Annotated in this window: 18 protein-coding genes; 10 read left to right on the forward strand and 8 right to left on the reverse strand. The window is 55.3% G+C overall.

Features of this window, described 5'->3' with window-relative positions; translation table 11 throughout:
• The first annotated feature begins 2 nt into the window (after positions 1 to 2).
• Together secD and secF are read left to right on the forward strand one after the other, a co-directional pair.
• Positions 3 to 1,850: a protein translocase subunit SecD gene (secD, locus tag BMI79_RS03490; protein WP_076940488.1), complete on the forward strand. Its 1,848-nt coding sequence runs from the start codon at positions 3 to 5 to the stop codon at positions 1,848 to 1,850.
• Positions 1,851 to 1,860: 10 nt separating this feature from the next.
• A complete protein-coding gene (secF, locus tag BMI79_RS03495) occupies positions 1,861 to 2,829 on the forward strand; it encodes a protein translocase subunit SecF (RefSeq protein ID WP_076940490.1) in 969 nt (322 codons plus the stop codon).
• Positions 2,830 to 2,851: 22 nt separating this feature from the next.
• Here the strand turns inward: secF and BMI79_RS03500 are convergent, their stop codons facing one another.
• Positions 2,852 to 3,448: a SadB/YajI family lipoprotein gene (locus BMI79_RS03500; RefSeq protein WP_076940492.1), complete on the reverse strand. Its 597-nt coding sequence runs from the start codon at positions 3,446 to 3,448 to the stop codon at positions 2,852 to 2,854.
• A gap of 197 nt (positions 3,449 to 3,645) precedes the next feature.
• Between BMI79_RS03500 and nrdR the strand changes: the two genes are divergently transcribed.
• From nrdR to pgpA, 6 genes are all read left to right on the forward strand, one after another.
• Entirely contained in the window at positions 3,646 to 4,095 is a 450-nt protein-coding gene (nrdR, locus tag BMI79_RS03505) for a transcriptional regulator NrdR (protein ID WP_076940494.1), read from the forward strand.
• A 10-nt stretch (positions 4,096 to 4,105) separates the two neighbouring features.
• Positions 4,106 to 5,221, forward strand: coding sequence for a bifunctional diaminohydroxyphosphoribosylaminopyrimidine deaminase/5-amino-6-(5-phosphoribosylamino)uracil reductase RibD (gene ribD, locus BMI79_RS03510; RefSeq protein WP_076940496.1), 1,116 nt, complete (start codon positions 4,106 to 4,108; stop codon positions 5,219 to 5,221).
• A 236-nt stretch (positions 5,222 to 5,457) separates the two neighbouring features.
• Positions 5,458 to 5,928 (forward strand): 6,7-dimethyl-8-ribityllumazine synthase, encoded by a 471-nt coding sequence (ribH, locus tag BMI79_RS03520; RefSeq protein ID WP_037394682.1) that lies wholly within the window; start codon positions 5,458 to 5,460, stop codon positions 5,926 to 5,928.
• 21 nt (positions 5,929 to 5,949) lie between these two features.
• Positions 5,950 to 6,366: a transcription antitermination factor NusB gene (gene nusB, locus BMI79_RS03525; protein WP_076940500.1), complete on the forward strand. Its 417-nt coding sequence runs from the start codon at positions 5,950 to 5,952 to the stop codon at positions 6,364 to 6,366.
• 45 nt (positions 6,367 to 6,411) lie between these two features.
• Positions 6,412 to 7,398 (forward strand): thiamine-phosphate kinase, encoded by a 987-nt coding sequence (thiL, locus tag BMI79_RS03530; protein WP_076940502.1) that lies wholly within the window; start codon positions 6,412 to 6,414, stop codon positions 7,396 to 7,398.
• Positions 7,395 to 7,883 carry a phosphatidylglycerophosphatase A gene (gene pgpA, locus BMI79_RS03535; protein ID WP_076940507.1) on the forward strand — a complete coding sequence of 163 codons (489 nt, stop codon included), beginning with the start codon at positions 7,395 to 7,397 and terminating at the stop codon, positions 7,881 to 7,883. Before thiL ends, pgpA begins: the two co-directional genes overlap by 4 nt.
• A 53-nt stretch (positions 7,884 to 7,936) precedes the next feature.
• Here the strand turns inward: pgpA and BMI79_RS03540 are convergent, their stop codons facing one another.
• The 4 genes from BMI79_RS03540 to xseB form a co-directional block, all read right to left on the reverse strand.
• A complete protein-coding gene (locus BMI79_RS03540) occupies positions 7,937 to 8,911 on the reverse strand; it encodes an aldo/keto reductase (protein WP_076940509.1) in 975 nt (324 codons plus the stop codon).
• 96 nt (positions 8,912 to 9,007) lie between these two features.
• Positions 9,008 to 10,870 (reverse strand): 1-deoxy-D-xylulose-5-phosphate synthase, encoded by a 1,863-nt coding sequence (dxs, locus tag BMI79_RS03545; RefSeq protein ID WP_076940511.1) that lies wholly within the window; start codon positions 10,868 to 10,870, stop codon positions 9,008 to 9,010.
• 33 nt (positions 10,871 to 10,903) lie between these two features.
• Positions 10,904 to 11,806: a (2E,6E)-farnesyl diphosphate synthase gene (gene ispA, locus BMI79_RS03550; protein WP_076940513.1), complete on the reverse strand. Its 903-nt coding sequence runs from the start codon at positions 11,804 to 11,806 to the stop codon at positions 10,904 to 10,906.
• Between the two features lie 5 nt (positions 11,807 to 11,811).
• A complete protein-coding gene (xseB, locus tag BMI79_RS03555; RefSeq protein ID WP_076940515.1) occupies positions 11,812 to 12,075 on the reverse strand; it encodes an exodeoxyribonuclease VII small subunit in 264 nt (87 codons plus the stop codon).
• A 291-nt stretch (positions 12,076 to 12,366) separates the two neighbouring features.
• Here xseB and thiI point away from each other — a divergent pair, with 291 nt between their 5' ends.
• Positions 12,367 to 13,815 carry a tRNA uracil 4-sulfurtransferase ThiI gene (gene thiI / locus BMI79_RS03560; protein WP_076940518.1) on the forward strand — a complete coding sequence of 483 codons (1,449 nt, stop codon included), beginning with the start codon at positions 12,367 to 12,369 and terminating at the stop codon, positions 13,813 to 13,815.
• Positions 13,816 to 13,853: 38 nt separating this feature from the next.
• Here thiI and yajL read toward each other — a convergent pair whose 3' ends face one another.
• Both yajL and panE read right to left on the reverse strand, forming a co-directional pair.
• Positions 13,854 to 14,444 carry a protein deglycase YajL gene (yajL, locus tag BMI79_RS03565; RefSeq protein WP_076940520.1) on the reverse strand — a complete coding sequence of 197 codons (591 nt, stop codon included), beginning with the start codon at positions 14,442 to 14,444 and terminating at the stop codon, positions 13,854 to 13,856.
• Positions 14,407 to 15,318 (reverse strand): 2-dehydropantoate 2-reductase, encoded by a 912-nt coding sequence (gene panE, locus BMI79_RS03570; RefSeq protein WP_076940522.1) that lies wholly within the window; start codon positions 15,316 to 15,318, stop codon positions 14,407 to 14,409. Before panE ends, yajL begins: the two co-directional genes overlap by 38 nt.
• Positions 15,319 to 15,483: 165 nt before the next feature.
• Between panE and BMI79_RS03575 the strand changes: the two genes are divergently transcribed.
• Positions 15,484 to 15,975: a YajQ family cyclic di-GMP-binding protein gene (locus tag BMI79_RS03575; RefSeq protein ID WP_076940524.1), complete on the forward strand. Its 492-nt coding sequence runs from the start codon at positions 15,484 to 15,486 to the stop codon at positions 15,973 to 15,975.
• Positions 15,976 to 16,008: 33 nt separating this feature from the next.
• Here BMI79_RS03575 and BMI79_RS03580 read toward each other — a convergent pair whose 3' ends face one another.
• The gene (locus BMI79_RS03580; protein ID WP_076940526.1) at positions 16,009 to 17,373 is read right to left on the reverse strand and encodes an MFS transporter; all 1,365 of its coding nucleotides are present in this window, start codon (positions 17,371 to 17,373) and stop codon (positions 16,009 to 16,011) included.
• Positions 17,374 to 17,682: the final 309 nt, after the last annotated feature.

Here is a 17,682-nt window from a genome sequence, read left to right on the forward strand (position 1 = left end):
CCGTGCTAAACCGTTATCCTTTGTGGAAGTATCTGATGTTGATCGTGGTGATCCTCGTCGGTCTGCTTTATGCACTTCCCAACATTTACGGTGAGGATCCGGCCGTACAAATCACTGGCGCGCGCGGTGTCGCCGCCAGTGAAGCTACGCTGGACCAAGTCCGTAACGTATTAGAAAAAGATAATATTGCGAGCAAGTCGATTGCGCTGGAAAACGGTGCCATCCTGGCTCGCTTTAAAGATCCCGACGTTCAGTTGCGTGCCCGTGAAGCCTTGATGGCGGAACTGGGTGACAAATATGTCGTGGCACTGAACCTTGCTCCGGCTACGCCGCGCTGGCTGACTTTATTGAATGCCGAGCCGATGAAGCTGGGCTTGGACTTGCGTGGTGGTGTGCACTTCCTGATGGAAGTCGATATGGATACCGCGCTTGGCAAGCTGCAAGAGCAAACCATGGATACCATGCGCAGTGAACTGCGTGAAAAGGGCATCCCTTACGCTTCGATCCGCAAGCTGGAAAACAACGGTGTGGAAGTTCGCTTCCGCGACGATGCCGCGCGCGATCAGGCGATCAGCTTCATGACGCCACGCCAGCGCGATCTGGTGTTTTCTGCCAATGGCCCCAACACGCTGAAAGCGACGATGACCGATGCGCGTCTGAGTGAAGCGCGTGAATATGCGGTGCAGCAGAACATCACCATCCTGCGTAACCGTGTCAACCAGCTCGGCGTTGCCGAACCTTTGGTGCAGCGCCAAGGGGCCGATCGCATCGTGGTAGAACTGCCGGGTATTCAGGATACGGCTCGCGCCAAAGAGATCCTGGGGGCAACCGCTACGCTGGAATTCCGCCTGGTGAACACCAACGCGGATGCGACCGCAGCAGCAAGCGGCCGCGTACCGGGTGACTCCGAGGTGAAATTTACCCGCGATGGTAAGCCGATCGTGCTCTATAAGCGCGTGATCCTGACCGGTGACCATATCACTGACTCCACCTCCAGCACCGACGAATACAACCAGCCGCAGGTTAACATCTCGCTGGACAGTGCCGGTGGCACCGCGATGTCCAACTTCACCAAGGATAGCATCGGCAAACCGATGGCCACCCTGTTTGTGGAGTATAAAGACAGCGGCAAGAAAGACGCTAATGGCCGTTCGATTCTGGTGAAGCAGGAAGAAGTGATCAACGTGGCGAACATTCAGTCGCGTTTGGGCAACAGCTTCCGTATCACCGGTATCGACAATCCGAGCGAAGCTCGCCAGCTTTCACTGCTGCTGCGTGCCGGTGCGTTGATTGCGCCTATCCAGATCGTGGAAGAACGGACCATCGGCCCAACGCTGGGGCAGCAGAACATCACCCAAGGTCTTGAGGCCTGTCTGTGGGGCCTGGTGGCATCCATCGTGTTCATGGTGGTCTGGTACCGTAAGTTTGGCCTGATTGCCTCAAGCGCGCTGATGGCAAACCTGGTGCTGATTGTTGGCGTAATGTCACTGTTGCCGGGCGCAACGCTGACGATGCCGGGGATTGCCGGTATCGTGCTGACGCTGGCGGTGGCGGTCGACGCCAACGTACTGATCAATGAACGTATCAAGGAGGAACTGAAGAATGGGCGATCCATTCAGCAGGCGATCCATGAAGGCTATAAAGGCGCGTTTTCCAGTATCGTTGATGCCAACCTCACTACCCTGATTACCGCGGTCATTCTGTACGCAGTGGGGACGGGTTCGATCAAGGGCTTTGCAATTACCACCGCAATCGGTGTGGCGACGTCCATGTTCACCGCGATTGTCGGTACCCGTGCCATCGTCAACCTGCTTTACGGCGGCAAGCGCATTAACAAGCTGTCTATCTGAGGAGTGCGTTGTGGCACAGGATTATACCGTTGAACAACTCAACTACGGCCGTAAAGTCTATGACTTTATGCGCTGGGATTACGTGGCCTTCGGCATTTCATTGCTGCTGTTGATCGCGTCGATCGCCATTATGTCCGTCCGTGGTTTTAACTGGGGCTTGGATTTCACCGGTGGTACGGTGATTGAAATCAACCTGGAAAAACCGGCGGATCTGGATCTGATGCGCGATACGCTGGAAAAAGCCGGGTTCAAAGATCCAATTATTCAGAACTTTGGCAGCAGCCGTGACGTGATGGTACGTATGCCACCCGCGACCGGTACCGCAGGCCAGGAACTGGGTAATAAAGTGATCGGCGTGATCAACGATGTCGTTGATAAGAATGCGACCGTTAAGCGGATCGAGTTCGTTGGCCCGAGCGTAGGTAGCGAATTGGCACAAACCGGCGGCATGGCGCTGCTGGTGGCGCTGATTTGTATTCTTATTTACGTTGGCTTCCGCTTCGAATGGCGTTTGGCGTTGGGGGCGGTTATCGCTCTGGCGCACGACGTGGTCATCACTATGGGGGTGCTGTCGCTATTCCATATTGAGATTGACCTGACGATTGTCGCGTCCTTGATGTCGGTTATCGGCTACTCGCTGAACGACAGCATCGTGGTGTCTGACCGTATTCGTGAGAACTTCCGCAAGATCCGTCGCGGAACGCCTTACGAAATCATGAACGTGTCGCTGACCCAGACGCTGAGCCGTACCATCATGACCTCCGCCACCACGCTGATGGTGGTGCTGATGCTGTACATCTTCGGCGGCGCGATGCTGCAGGGCTTCTCACTGACCATGCTGATCGGTGTGTCTATCGGTACCGTATCCTCTATCTACGTAGCGTCCGCGCTGGCGTTGAAACTGGGTATGAAACGTGAACACATGCTGCAGCAGAAAGTGGAGAAAGAAGGCGCAGATCAACCTTCAATCCTGCCGTAACGCTAATCTGCCGTAGGTTCAGTTACCTAGAAAGGGCGCCGCTTGGCGCTCTTTTCTTTTTATCTGGCTGGGGCACTGCGTTGCTTGTCACAGGAGTGAGACTGTGCAGGCGAATATAGCCTAGCTGTTCCGGCGTGACGCCACTCAGGCGCAGTTCAAAGCTTTGTTCATTTTTGGGCAACAACGAATCATAACTCTTGATTTGCTGCGACAGCGCATCTGCCGTTAGCGGCATGCCGGTTGTTGCATCCAACTGGCCCCACTCCAGAGTGGCGGTAAAGCCCGGCAGAGCTTGGCCGGAGAGCGTGCCAATCGCAAGGATCGCCTGAGTACCGTTGGCTTCACTTTTCACCTGGCTGAGTGAGACGCTTAGTTCACCCACGCTGCTTTGCAATCTGGCAGCACTGTTGGCCTGCGGTAACAGGTACACACCGTTGCTGGAATTCTGGTTCAATCGGTTCTGGCGCTCCAGCGCGATGGCCTGCTCGGTCAGCGTACCCAGCATCTGTTTCAACTCAACGACCTGGTTTTTAAGCTTTGGCACTTCACGGTGCTGTGCGCAGCCGGCCAGCAAAATCACGGCAGTGAACAGGCCGAGGTTACGATAACGGATAGTCATGATAAGGGAACCTTATTCAATCGCTTGGGTTGCCAGCTTAACGGCATCGCCAGGTAAAGTCATACCTATCCCGGCAACTTGGCCTGTTTTGTGTTCGTTCATGGTAGTGGCTCGCAACAAATCCCCGACGGCCTTTGTTGTGGGCGAACTTCGGGGTAAACTATTCTTAACTATAAAAACGTTTATCAGGACGAGTTATGCATTGCCCTTTCTGCGCTGCCGTTGATACCAAAGTTATTGATTCTCGCTTGGTGGGGGATGGATCGCAGGTGCGCCGTCGTCGCCAATGTCTGGTTTGTAACGAACGTTTTACGACCTTCGAAGTGGCCGAGCTGGTTATGCCGCGGGTGGTTAAAAGCGACGAGGTCCGTGAACCTTTCAACGAAGATAAATTGCGCCGTGGCATGCTGAAAGCGCTGGAAAAGCGCCCGGTCAGCGCTGACGATGTGGAAAGTGCCATCAGCCATATCAAATCTCAGTTGCGCGCTACCGGTGAACGTGAAGTCCCCACTAAAATGGTGGGCAATCTGGTGATGGATGCGCTGAAGAAGCTGGATAAAGTGGCTTATATCCGTTTCGCTTCGGTGTATCGCAGTTTTGAAGATATCCGTGAATTCGGCGAAGAGATCGCCAAGTTGCAGGATTAACAGGACTCTCATGCATAACGATGAGCTTTACATGGCGCGTGCCTTTGAACTGGCACGGTTAGGGCGTTTCACCACCACCCCCAATCCCAACGTGGGCTGTGTGATCGTGCGTGATGGTCACATTGTGGGTGAAGGGTACCATTTGCGTGCTGGTGAACCTCATGCTGAAGTTCATGCCTTGCGGATGGCGGGGGAACAGGCGCGCGGCGCTACGGCTTATGTGACGCTGGAACCCTGCAGCCATCATGGCCGCACGCCGCCCTGTGCCGATGCCCTGATTGCTGCGGGTGTCAGCCGTGTGGTGGCTGCAATGCAGGATCCCAATCCGCAGGTGGCCGGGCGCGGGCTGTATAAATTGCAGCAGGCCGGTATCGAAGTTCATCATGGTGTGATGCTGGCCGAGGCCGAAGCGGTCAATCTGGGCTTTTTGAAGCGCATGCGTACCGGGTTCCCCTATGTGCAACTGAAGTTAGGGGCATCACTGGATGGCCGCACGGCGATGGAGTCTGGAGAAAGCCAGTGGATCACCTCTCCGCAGGCCAGGCAGGACGTGCAGCGTTTGCGGGCGGCAAGTTCGGCGATCCTCAGCACCAGCGCCACCGTGCTGGCCGATGATCCGGCATTAACGGTGCGTTGGGATGAACTGGATAGTGCAACTCAGCAGATTTACCCGCGTGAAAACCTGCGCCAGCCGGTAAGGATTATCCTCGACAGCCAGAATCGGGTCACACCGCAGCATCGGTTGGTGCAACAGCCGGGAGCAACCTGGCTGGCCCGTCTACAACCGGACGGCCAGCAATGGCCTGCGGGCGTGGAACAGCTGTCGTTTCCTGCGCACGGTGGCGGCATCGATCTGGTGGTGATGATGATGCAACTGGCTAAGCGCCAGGTGAACGCTATCTGGGTTGAAGCTGGTGCAAAATTGGCGGGTGCCCTGCTGCAGGCTGGCCTGGTCGATGAACTTATCGTGTACGTTGCGCCAAAATTGCTGGGCGATAACGGCCGCGGTCTGTGCCAGTTGCCGGGGTTAGAGCAGTTGGCCGACGCACCGGAGTGGGTCTTTAAGGAAGTGCGCCAGGTTGGCCCTGATCTGCGCCTGCGCTTGAAAGCCAAGTCTGCTCTGTAGCTCTTGCCTGCGGTGTGACTAACGTTTTACAAAACCGCCGCGCAGGCAGAGGTACCCTAAATAATTGAAGTTGCATCCAGGCGGCAAGGGAGCTTATCCCGATGAGCTTACTCGGGTAAGCGATTCGGGTAAGTGAGCGTAGCCAACACAGATGCAGCTTCAAGTATGACGGGTATAAAGAATATGATAGAATCCGCCCCCCTGCGGGGTACTGAACCCATTTTTAAGGAAAGCCCATGAAAGTTATCGAAGGTGTTGTTGCTACTCCTAATGCCCGTGTGGCGATCGCAATTGCACGTTTTAACAATTTCATTAACGACAGCCTGCTGCAAGGCGCCATTGACGCGCTGAAGCGTATCGGCCAGGTTGCTGATGACAACATCACCGTGGTCTGGGTTCCAGGTGCTTATGAGCTACCTTTGACGGCACGCGTGCTGGCAAATACCGGCAAATACGATGCGGTGATTGCACTGGGCACCGTGATCCGTGGGGGCACCGCGCACTTTGAGTATGTGGCGGGCGAAGCCAGTTCTGGCCTGGGTAATGTCTCGCTGAATACCGAGATCCCGGTTGCCTTTGGCGTTCTGACCACCGAAAGTATCGAACAAGCGATCGAGCGTGCCGGTACCAAAGCGGGCAACAAAGGTGCAGAAGCTGCCCTGACCGCACTTGAAATGATCAACGTAATCAAAGCTATTAAAGCCTGAATTTAGTCTAAGGGGAATTCCGTGAAACCTGCTGCTCGTCGCCGCGCTCGTGAGTGCGCTGTTCAAGCGCTTTACTCTTGGCAGTTGTCCAGAAATGACATTGCCGATGTTGAACACCAGTTCCTGACGGAGCAGGATGTCAAAGATGTTGACATCGCCTATTTTCGTGCGTTGCTGTCCGGTGTGGCAGTGAATGCAGGTATGTTGGATGACCTGATGGCCCCATACCTGTCACGCCAGCTCGAGGAATTGGGCCAGGTGGAAAAAGCCGTCCTGCGTATTGCGCTGTACGAGCTGAAAATGCGTGAAGATGTCCCTTACAAAGTGGCCATCAATGAAGCGATCGAACTGGCGAAAACCTTCGGCGCTGAAGACAGCCATAAGTTTGTGAATGGGGTGCTGGATAAAGCGGCACCCAACATCCGCAAGAGAAAATAAATTTAAGGCCGGTTTTCCGGCCTTAATTTCTTTGGAAGATTGACCATGGCATGCGGCGAATTTGACCTCATTGCCCGCTATTTTGACCGGTTTAAGAGTCTGCGCCGGGACGTACAGTTGGGCATTGGAGATGACTGCGCACTCCTGACAGTGGCAGAGAAACAGCTTTTAGCGATCAGTACCGACACCCTGGTTTCGGGTGTTCACTTCTTGGCGGATATCGATCCCGCCGATCTCGGCTACAAAGCCCTGGCAGTTAACCTGAGCGATCTGGCCGCCATGGGCGCCGATCCAGCATGGTTATCGCTGGCGCTGACGTTGCCCGACGTCGACGAAGCCTGGCTCAAGGCGTTTAGCGACAGCCTGTTTGAGCAACTGAATTACTATGGTATGCAACTGATCGGCGGCGACACCACCCGTGGCCCACTGAGCATGACCTTGACCATTAACGGCCTGATCCCGGCCGGGCGCGCGCTGACGCGTGCCGGTGCGCGCATCGGCGACTGGATTTATGTGACCGGTATGCTGGGCGACAGCGCTGCCGGCCTGGCGATTCTGCAGGATCGTTTGACGGTGAGCGATCCTGCGGCGCGTGAATATCTGTTAGCCCGCCATCTGCGCCCGCAGCCACGGGTGCTGCAGGGCCAGGCGTTACGCGATCTGGCCAGTTCGGCGATCGACATCTCCGACGGCCTGATTGCCGATTTGCAGCATGTGTTGAAAGCCAGCGAGTGCGGTGCGCGCATCGAATTGAACGAACTCCCTATGTCGCAGGCGCTGACCGGTAGCACTGATGCTGAACAGGCGCTGCGTTGGGCGCTGAGCGGTGGTGAAGACTATGAACTCTGTTTCACCGTGCCGGAAATCAATCGTGGGGCGTTGGAAGTGGCATTAAGCCATCTGGGGGCGGACTATACTTGTATCGGGCAGATTAGCCCGCTGTCTGAAGGCATGAAGTTCTACCGTGACAACCAAGAGATTTCGTTGCCATGGCAAGGTTTTGACCATTTCAATACAGAGCCCAGTCTATGAAGGATGAAGCAAAAAGTCGGTTGCATATGAGCAACCCGTGGCACCTGCTGGCGACCGGCTTTGGCAGTGGGCTTTCGCCGTTCATGCCGGGGACCGTTGGCTCACTGGCGGCGATCCCGTTCTGGCTGTTGCTGATCCAACTGCCGTGGCAGCTCTATTCACTGTTGGTGATGTTCAGTATCTGCATTGGCGTTTACTTATGCCACCGCACCGCGAAAGACATGCGGGTGCACGATCACGGCAGTATCGTCTGGGATGAGTTTGTCGGGATGTGGATTACCCTTATGGCGCTGCCGGTCAACAGTTGGCAATGGGTGGTTGCCGGGTTTGTGGTGTTCCGCATTCTGGATATCTGGAAGCCTTGGCCGATCCGCTGGTTCGATCGCAATGTGCACGGTGGTACGGGGATCATGATCGACGATATTGTCGCCGGGGTGCTCTCTGCCGGGATTATTTATCTGATTGGCCATTACTGGCCGCTCTGATGCGGATCCCGCGGAGCCGAGCGTTTTTGGCTCCGCAGAATTCACCGGTGTTGTTATGCAAAACCCACCACAGGATGTGGCACATAGGCCGTTTCCAATTCGCTAATTTCTGCCGAGGTTAGCTTCAACTCAACGGCGGCAACGGCATCTTGCAGATGTTCGCTGCGCGAGGCGCCAATAATCGGCGCGGTGACCACCGGTTTGCTCAGCAGCCACGCCAGCGCAACCTGCGCGCGGGGCACGCCGCGTAGCTCCGCAATGCTCGCTACGCGTGCAGCGATCAGCGCATCGATCTCTTCTGTTTTGTCATACAGCGTTTTGCCATAGTGATCGGCAACCTGCCGTGCGCTGCTTTCGCCCCATGGGCGGGTCAACCTGCCGCGGGCCAGCGGGCTCCAGGGTAGCACTGCAATCCCTTCGGCAGCACACAGCGGGTGCATCTCACGCTCTTCTTCGCGTTGGAGCAGGTTGTACTGATCCTGCATGGTGGCAAAACGCGTCCAGCCGTGTAGATCGGCGGTGTACAGCGCTTTGGCAAACTGCCAGGCAAACATTGAAGAAGCACCGATATAACGTGCCTTACCGGCTTTTACCACGTCATGCAGCGCTTCCAGCGTTTCTTCAATCGGGGTGTCATAGTCCCAACGGTGGATTTGCAGCAGGTCAACGTAGTCGGTGCCCAAGCGTTGCAGGCTATCGTCGATGGATTGCATGATCTTGGCGCGCGACAGACCACGCTCCAAGTTGCTCATGGCGTTATAGACTTTGGTGGCAATCACCACCTCTTCGCGGCGCGTGTAGTCGCGCAGCGCACGACCAAGGATCTCTTCGCTGCTGCCATCGGAATAGTTGTTAGAGGTATCGAAAAAGTTGATACCGGCATCCAGCGCCTGCTTAATCAACGGGCGGCTGTTCTCTTCCGGCAGCGTCCAGGCATGATTGCCACGCGTAGGTTCGCCGTAGGTCATACAGCCCAAGCAGATGCGGGAAATATTCAGATCGGTGTTACCCAGTTTCAGATATTGCATGCCTACCTCCTGTTGAGCATTCGGACGATCACGATACAGAAAAGGCTATCGGGCGCGTGCTGCGCCCGTCTACAAGATGGAGGAAGTGAGAGGGAATTACGCCAGCCAGTTTTCGATCTGGCGTTGAATGCCCGCAGCATCCAGCCCCAGATCGCTGCGGATCTCTTCCTGGCTGCCTTGGGGGATAAAATCATCCGGCAGGCCGATATTCAGAACCGGTACCACCCGACGTTTGGCCATCAGCAACTCGTTAACGCCGCTGCCTGCTCCACCCATAATGGCATTCTCTTCCAACGTGACCAGCACTTCATGGCTGGCAGCCATTTCCAGCACCAACTGTTCATCCAGCGGTTTAACGAAACGCATATCCACCAGCGTGGCATTTATCGCCTCGGCGGCAGCGATGGCTTCCGGCAGCAAAGTACCGAAATTGAGGATTGCCACTTTCTCACCTTCACGGCGCACGATGCCTTTGCCGAGCGGTAAAGCAGCCAGTGGCTCAAGCGTAGCCCCTGTGCCGCTGCCGCGTGGGTAGCGCACCGCGCTCGGGCCATCGTTATGGTGGTAACCGGTATACAGCATCTGGCGACATTCATTTTCGTCGCTCGGCGTCATGATCACCATATTCGGGATGCAGCGCAGGAAGGAGAGATCAAACGCCCCTTGGTGAGTTTGCCCGTCGGCGCCGACAATACCGCCGCGATCGATAGCAAACATCACTGGCAGATTCTGGATGGCCACGTCATGGATCACCTGATCGTAAGCCCGCTGCAGGAAGGTGGAGTAGATTGCCACCACCGGCTTGTAACCGCCAATCGCCAGGCCAGCGGCGAAGGTCACCGCGTGCTGCTCGGCGATTGCCACGTCGAAATACTGCTGCGGGTAATCGCGGGAGAACTGCACCATGCCGGAACCCTCTCGCATGGCGGGGGTGATGGCCATCAGTTTGCTGTCTTTGGCGGCGGTTTCACTCAGCCAATCACCAAAGATCTTCGAATAGGTTGGCAAACCACCGGCACTTTTCGGCAGAGTACCGCTGGCGGGATCAAACTTAGGCACTGCGTGGAAGCTGATAGGGTCTTTTTCTGCGGGTGCATAGCCACGGCCTTTTTTGGTCATGATATGCAGCAGTTGCGGGCCTTTCAGATCGCGCATGTTTTTCAACGTGGTAGCCAGGCCTTGTACATCATGGCCGTCCACCGGGCCGATGTAGTTAAAGCCCAGCTCTTCAAACAGCGTACCGGGAACCACCATGCCTTTCAGATGTTCTTCTGTGCGCTTTAGCAACTCTTTGATCGGCGGCAGGCCGGAAAGCACCTTTTTACCGCCTTCGCGCAGCGTGGAATAGAGCTTGCCGGACAGCAACTGCGCCAAATGATTGTTCAGGGCACCGACGTTTTCGGAGATCGACATTTCGTTATCGTTCAGCACCACCAGCATATCGGGAGTGATGTCACCGGCGTGGTTCATAGCTTCGAACGCCATTCCGGCGGTGATGGCACCGTCGCCAATCACGCAGACGGTGCGGCGGCCTTTGCCTTCACGCGCAGCTGCCACCGCAATGCCGAGCCCGGCGCTGATCGAGGTGGACGAGTGCCCGACAGAAAGGACGTCATATTCGCTTTCGGCGCGCCATGGGAAGGGATGCAACCCGTTTTTCTGGCGGATAGTGGCGATGCGATCGCGGCGACCGGTCAGGATTTTGTGCGGATAAGCCTGATGCCCAACGTCCCAGACCAACTGATCGAACGGCGTGTTGTAGACGTAGTGCAGTGCCACCGTCAATTCGACGGCCCCCAGCCCGGACGCAAAGTGACCACTGGAGCGGCTGACGCTATCCAGCAGGTATTGCCGCAGTTCATCACACAGCTTCGGCAGGCTTTCTTTTGGCAATGAGCGCAGCTCATCCGGGTTTTCCGCTAGCGCCAATGTCGGGTATTTGGCTATATCAAGACTCATTCGATACTCATATCAGAGGATTAACGTCATACGTTAATTGTCGCGTTCAATGATGAAGCTGGCTAGCGCACGTAATGGCGCCGTATTATAAGATTGTGTTGCCAAAGACTCTAACGCGGCCAAGGCTTCCTGATAGAGATCCCACGCTTTTGCCCGCGCGCTGTCAAGCCCAAGCAAGGCCGGGTAAGTACTCTTTCCATGCTGCTGGTCCGCTCCCTGGCGTTTACCGATTTTTTCGGTTTCACCTACCACGTCTAAAATGTCATCCTGCACCTGGAACGCCAAGCCAATGGCGGCGGCGTAACGATCAAGCTGCGGCAAGGCTGCACGGCCCGGTTCACCGGCCGCCAGAGCGCCTAAACGAACTGCGGCACGGATTAATGCGCCGGTTTTGTGGCGGTGGATCTGCTCTAACGCCGCCAGATCGATGTGCTTGCCTTCCGCTTCCAGATCCAGCGATTGGCCGCCACACATCCCGGCAACGCCGCTGGCGGTTGCCAGCTCAGAGATCATGGCGAGCCGATCGCGCATTGCGACATCGGGCATATCCGCATCGGCCAGAATCGAGAACGCCAGCGTCTGCAGGGCATCGCCCGCCAGAATGGCGTTAGCCTCGCCGAATTTGACGTGGCAGGTTGGCTGGCCGCGACGCAGATCGTCGTCGTCCATCGCCGGTAAATCGTCATGAATCAGCGAGTAGGCGTGAATGCATTCCACTGCGGCGGCGGGAGCATCCAGATTATTCAACGACAGAGCGAACATCTGCCCGGTGGCGTAAACCAGGAACGGTCGCAGGCGTTTACCGCCCAACAGCGCGCCGTGGCGCATCGCTTCGACCATTTTGCCGCTATTGAACGGCAGTGGCGCAATATAGTCCAGCAACGCGCGATCGCTGCGCTGGCGGAAAGCCTGTAACTGCTGGTGAAAATCCGACATCGTAATTACTCAGCGTCCGGGGTAAAAGGTGCTAAAGCGGCATCGTCGTTGCTGTCGTTGAGCAGAATCTGTACGCGCTGCTCTGCCTGTTGCAATTTTTGTTGGCCCTGACGCGCCAGTTGCACACCGCGTTCGAATTCGTTCAGCGCATCTTCCAGCGGCAGTTCACCTGACTCCAGGCGTGTTACGATGCCCTCAAGTTCGCTTAAGGAGTTTTCAAAGCTGATGCTTTGCTCTGTACTGTCTGATTGTGCAGGTTTTTTCGGCATAATTTTCTTTTTTACATCATCATGTGAACAGTGGTGCCAGAGCCTATCCTAGCGGATCTTGATTAGCAAATCATGGCGTGAATGTATGGTTTTGCGCGCGGCGCGCGAGCAGATAGTGATATACTTCGCGCCCAGATAAGAATGATAAAAGTTCGTCAGGTTCGAAGTTTTATCATTCTTATCACCATTGTATACCTAATAGCTTTTAAGTTGCAGCCAACTGCCGCCGCTCGAAAGATTCAGGATATAAATCTTTTACCCCGTAATTCTTATCAGACAATAAAAACCGCCATGAAGTTTATCATTAAATTGTTCCCGGAAATCACCATCAAGAGTCAATCTGTGCGCTTGCGCTTCATTAAGATTCTGACGACCAATATCCGCAACGTACTGAAGCAGTATGACGAAACGCTGGCGGTGGTCCGCCACTGGGATTTTATCGAAGTTCGGGCCAAAGATGAAAATCAGCGCCCAGCGATCGCAGAAGCATTAACCCGCATTCCCGGCATCCACCATATTCTGGAAGTAGAAGATCGCGCTTATACCGATGTGCACCATATCTTTGAGCAGACGCTGGAAGCCTACCGCGAACAGTTGGAAGGCAAAACCTTCTGCGTGCGGGTTAAGCGCCGTGGCAAGCATGAGTTCAGCTCGCAGGATGTCGAACGCTACGTGGGTGGTGGCCTGAATCAGCATATCGAAAGCGCGCGCGTCAAGCTGTCGCATCCGCAGTTTACGGTGAATCTGGAGATCGAAGACGACAAGCTGATGCTGGTTAAAGCTCGCCGTGAAGGCATTGGCGGCTACCCGATCGGTACCCAGGAAGATGTGCTGTCACTGATTTCCGGTGGTTTTGATTCCGGCGTTTCCAGCTACATGCTGATGCGCCGTGGCTGCCGCGTGCATTATTGCTTCTTTAACCTGGGGGGCGCCGCGCATGAAATCGGCGTCAAACAGGTGGCGTACTATCTGTGGAATCGTTTTGGCAGCTCGCACAAGGTGCGTTTCGTGGCGATCGATTTTGAGCCAGTGGTCGGTGAGATCCTGGAAAAAGTGGATGACGGCCAGATGGGCGTAGTGCTCAAGCGCATGATGGTGCGTGCCGCTTCGCAAGTGGCAGAGCGTTATGGCGTGCAGGCATTAGTGACCGGCGAAGCGCTGGGCCAGGTATCCAGCCAGACGCTCACCAATCTGCGCATGATTGACAATGCTTCCGACACGCTGATCCTGCGCCCGCTGATCTCGCACGATAAAGAACACATCATTAAGGTAGCGCGTGAAATCGGCACTGAAGACTTTGCCAAAACCATGCCGGAATACTGTGGTGTGATCTCTAAAAACCCGACGGTTAAAGCGGTGAAAATCAAAATTGAAGAAGAAGAGGCTAATTTTGACTTCGACATTCTGGATCGGGTAGTGCGTGAAGCGCACAATGTCGATATCCGCACTATTGCAGAAGAGGCGCAAGAGCAGGTTACCGAAGTGGAAACCGTCGCCGAATTTGCGGCCGATGACGTGATCCTGGATATTCGCTCCATCGACGAGCAGGAAGAGAAGCCGCTGCAGTTGGCGCAGGTTGAAGTCAAATCGCTGCCGTTCTATAAGCTGAGCAGCCAGTTTGGCGATCTCGATCAGAGCAAGACCTATCTGCTGTATTGCGATCGCGGTGTAATGAGCCGTTTGCAGGCGCTGTATCTGCTTGAGCAAGGCTACGCCAACGTTAAAGTATACCGCCCATAAGGTATGGCCGGCAGGCAGTCTGGCCTGCCGGTAAAAACTTAACAGCTGAAGTCGTACATACCGGGGATCAGCACCAACTGTGCTGCTACCTCTGCGGCCTTGGCTTTACCTAAGAGTAAATCAATCAGCTTCAGAGCAAACTCCATTGAGGTTCCTGGCCCTTGGCTGGTCAGCAGGTTGACGCGTGGATCAAAAACGACCCGCTTTTCCAGCCACTGGCCTTCGGGGATCTGTTCTTTCAGGCCTGGGAAACCGGTCATATTCCCCACCGGGAACAGCTTATGCGGCTGCAGCACCAGTGCGGGAGCGGCGCAGATGGCGGCCACAATCTTACCCTGCAGGTGCATCTGGCGGACTTTTTCTACCAGTAACGGGCTATCGCGAAAGCATTCAGCCCCTTTGAGCCCCCCCGGCAGGACGATGGCGTCGAAAGGTTCATCAACGATCGCCACCAACGGGGCATCAGCCAGCAGTTTCACACCGCGTGAACAGGTGATAGTCAGGTTACCATCACCGGCTACGCTGGCGGTGGTGACTTGAACTCCCGCTCGCACCAGGAGATCGATAGTGGTAACGGCTTCTGTTTCTTCGCTACCAGGTGCTAGGCAGACCAACACCGACACGCTCATATTCATTTTCCTTTCGTTTAATCAATTCGAACAACCGGGTATTTTCTGGCAGTGGAACACCGTGGCTGCGCCCGCGGCGCAGCAAATAGCCGGTAATGTAGTCGATCTCGGTATGCCGCTGAGCGCGGATATCCTGCAACATTGAGGAGATGTTGTCCGCAGTGAGCTGGATCACCTGCATCACGTAGGACATCAGATCATCGCCTGAGGTATGGTGGCCTTCCCGCTCCATCACGCTGGCCACTTCTCGGCAGAGCGTGGCAATCTGTTCCGGGTAACGCTGCAGATCGCCGTTGTGGCAGCCGTACAAGGCAGTCAGCGGGTTGATGACACAGTTGACCGCCAGCTTGCGCCAACTGGCGGAAGCGATGTGGTTATGCCAGGCCACATCCGGCAGTGCCTGATGCAGCACTTCGGCCAGATGGCTGAGATGTGTGGCCTGTGATGTCACGGGGCCGATATGGGTAACCCCGTTCGCCACGTGAATAATCGTGTTGCCATCGTGACGTGCTGCATGGGTGGTGGTGCCTTGCAGTATCGGCTGATTGTGCGGTGGCAGTTCATCCTGCGTTCCCATGCCGTTGTGCAACAGCAAAATGGCGCAACTTGGTCTGAGCTGCGGTAGCAGCGCAGTGACCGCGCCAGACACCTGCCAGGCTTTCAGCGTTACCAGCAAGAGTTCGCTTTGTGCAAGGTGTTCAGGATCGTTGGTTGGCAAATTATGGTTGAACGATGTGCCATCAGGCTCGATCACGTTCACCGCACAGAAGGGCTGGGGGACGCGTAACCACCCTTGTACATCGTTGCCCTGTTGATAAAGCCGTGAGAGCCACAGTTGCCCGAGCGCACCGCAACCAAGAATGGTTATTTTCATTCAATCTCCTTGGTGTCCGGGAATACCGCTAATTTCTGTGATTATAGGCTTTTCTGTTGCCGAACGTCTTGTTCAACGGTGGTATCGGCATTTTGCCTGTGGTCGTAAAGCAGGTATTATGCACCACATCGAAATCGCTTAGGCTCCCATTCAGGAGGAAGAAGTATGCCATCTTTCGACATTGTTTCTGAAATTGATATGCAGGAAGTGCGCAATGCCGTTGAGAACGCAACGCGCGATCTCAGCACGCGTTGGGATTTCCGTAACGTCCCGGCCAGTTTTGAGCTGAATGAGAAAAATGAAAGCATCAAAGTGGCCAGTGAGTCTGACTTCCAGGTGCAGCAACTGCTGGATATTCTGCGTGAAAAACTGAGTAAACGCAGTATTGATGGCGGTGCGTTGGAGATCCCGGAAGAAATGACCCACAGTGGTAAAACCTACAGCGTTGAGGCCAAGCTGAAGCAAGGCATTGAGACGACGTTGGCAAAGAAAATTGTCAAGCTGATTAAAGACAGTAAGCTGAAGGTGCAGGCGCAGATTCAGGGCGATGAAGTGCGCGTTACCGGCAAGGCACGCGACGATCTGCAAAGCGTGATGGCGCTGGTGCGCGGTGCCGATCTGGGGCAGCCGTTCCAGTTTAAAAACTTCCGTGATTAAAACACTCAGGGCCGCTTAGGCGGCCCTGGTTTGCTACAGCGCGTTAACCAGTGCTTCCAACTGGCCACGATTGGTCTGCTTGGTATCGACCTTCACATAGGCACTGCGTTCCTCCGGAACCACAACGGCTTCCGCTACGCCCGGCTGAGCCATCAGGCGGCTTGTTAATGCTGAATCCTTGACGGCCAGCTCAGATAGCGTGATGCGCAGGCTGCTGACGTACGGCGGCTCTTTCATGGTGCTGCTGACCGCAAACCAGAGCGCGGCAATCACCGCACCAGCAATAAACACCAAACCTGCGCCCTGCAGCCCATATAGCCAACCCCCCAGGCTGCCGCCGATGGCAACGCCGATAAACTGGCTGGTGGAGTAAATCCCCATCGCCGTGCCTTTATAGCCCGCAGGGGATTCTTTGCTGATCAACGAAGGCAGAATGGCTTCCATCACGTTAAATGCCATAAAGAACAACTGCACACCGGCAATGATGCCCCACAGATGCTGCCCGGCAAACCACAGCAGCACTTCGGCCCAAAACAGCACCGCGACGCAGCCCATAAAGACCTGCTTCATGCGGCGATACTTTTCGGCATAAATGATAAATGGCAGCACGGCGGCAAAAGAAACCAGCATGGTGACCAAGTAGACTTTCCAATGTTCACTGGCGGCCAACCCGGCGTGTTGCATGGCCAGCGGTAGGGCCACGAAGCTCGACATCAACAGGATATGCAGGCACATGATGCCGAAGTTGAGCTTCAGCAGACGCGAATTGCTCAGCACTTTGCTGAAACTGCCACGTACGATGCTTGATTCACGGTTTAACACATGCGCGTCGGCGGAAGGAACCACCGTCAGCGTAATAGCGATCCCGGCCAAGGCCAAGACGGCAATCATCCAGAACAGCGCATGCAGGCCGAAGGCATGGGTGACAATCGGGCCAACGACCATCGCAATGGCGAAGGTAATGCCGAAGCTGACGCCGATAAATGCCATCGCTTTGGTGCGGTTTTGTTCGCGGGTTAAATCCGACAGCAGCGCCATCACCGCGGCTGCAATTGCCCCGGAACCTTGCAAGGCGCGGCCAAGAATAATGCCCCAGATAGAATCACTGACGGCGGCGATCACGCTGCCGAGGGCAAAGATCAGTAGGCCACCGACGATCAGGGGTTTGCGTCCTATACGATCGGAAACCAACCCGAACGGGATCTGAAAAACCGCCTGTGCCAAACCATAGATGCCGATGGCGATACCAATCAGAGCTTCGCTGGCGCCGTTCAGCGCCATACCGTAGGTGGTAAGAACCGGCAGCACCATAAACATACCGAGCATACGCAGCGAGAAAACGGTTCCCAGGCCCCATGTTGCCCGGCGTTCTTGGGGCGTCATTACATTGTCGTTCATCGTGACCTCAATAAAACCTATTCCGTCAGGCTGAGAAGATTAAAGCCTGATGGAATAGCTTCTGCAAGCTGCGCCATTTTAGTGTGTGGGGTAAGGGGGGTAAATCGAATGTTGTTTAACAGATATTACAGCTAGGCCCTTATTACTTGCAGCTGCAGCGTTGTTGGCTGCGGGCATGTGCTCCAATCACTTACTTCAGTAAGCTCATGGGGACTTACGCCCTTGCCGCCTAGCTGCAACCCTAAGCACTTTGGGGATAAGTCGCTTTTCTGTGAGAGAAATAAAATGGGCCGCTGAGCGGCCCATTCA

Source organism: Serratia oryzae (genome assembly GCF_001976145.1).
Classification (GTDB): Bacteria; Pseudomonadota; Gammaproteobacteria; order Enterobacterales; family Enterobacteriaceae; genus Chania; species Chania oryzae.

Excerpts from the sequence above, each read along its gene's own strand:
- BMI79_RS03500 (WP_076940492.1), bottom strand. The coding sequence starts at position 3,448 with ATGACTATCCGTTATCGTAACCTCGGCCTGTTCACTGCCGTGATTTTG.
- ribD (WP_076940496.1), top strand. The coding sequence starts at position 4,106 with ATGCATAACGATGAGCTTTACATGGCGCGTGCCTTTGAACTGGCACGG.
- thiL (WP_076940502.1), top strand. The coding sequence starts at position 6,412 with ATGGCATGCGGCGAATTTGACCTCATTGCCCGCTATTTTGACCGGTTT.
- BMI79_RS03575 (WP_076940524.1), top strand. The coding sequence starts at position 15,484 with ATGCCATCTTTCGACATTGTTTCTGAAATTGATATGCAGGAAGTGCGC.
- ribH (WP_037394682.1), top strand. The coding sequence starts at position 5,458 with ATGAAAGTTATCGAAGGTGTTGTTGCTACTCCTAATGCCCGTGTGGCG.
- xseB (WP_076940515.1), bottom strand. The coding sequence starts at position 12,075 with ATGCCGAAAAAACCTGCACAATCAGACAGTACAGAGCAAAGCATCAGC.
- nrdR (WP_076940494.1), top strand. The coding sequence starts at position 3,646 with ATGCATTGCCCTTTCTGCGCTGCCGTTGATACCAAAGTTATTGATTCT.
- yajL (WP_076940520.1), bottom strand. The coding sequence starts at position 14,444 with ATGAGCGTGTCGGTGTTGGTCTGCCTAGCACCTGGTAGCGAAGAAACA.
- panE (WP_076940522.1), bottom strand. The coding sequence starts at position 15,318 with ATGAAAATAACCATTCTTGGTTGCGGTGCGCTCGGGCAACTGTGGCTC.
- BMI79_RS03540 (WP_076940509.1), bottom strand. The coding sequence starts at position 8,911 with ATGCAATATCTGAAACTGGGTAACACCGATCTGAATATTTCCCGCATC.
- BMI79_RS03580 (WP_076940526.1), bottom strand. The coding sequence starts at position 17,373 with ATGAACGACAATGTAATGACGCCCCAAGAACGCCGGGCAACATGGGGC.
- ispA (WP_076940513.1), bottom strand. The coding sequence starts at position 11,806 with ATGTCGGATTTTCACCAGCAGTTACAGGCTTTCCGCCAGCGCAGCGAT.
- dxs (WP_076940511.1), bottom strand. The coding sequence starts at position 10,870 with ATGAGTCTTGATATAGCCAAATACCCGACATTGGCGCTAGCGGAAAAC.
- thiI (WP_076940518.1), top strand. The coding sequence starts at position 12,367 with ATGAAGTTTATCATTAAATTGTTCCCGGAAATCACCATCAAGAGTCAA.
- pgpA (WP_076940507.1), top strand. The coding sequence starts at position 7,395 with ATGAAGGATGAAGCAAAAAGTCGGTTGCATATGAGCAACCCGTGGCAC.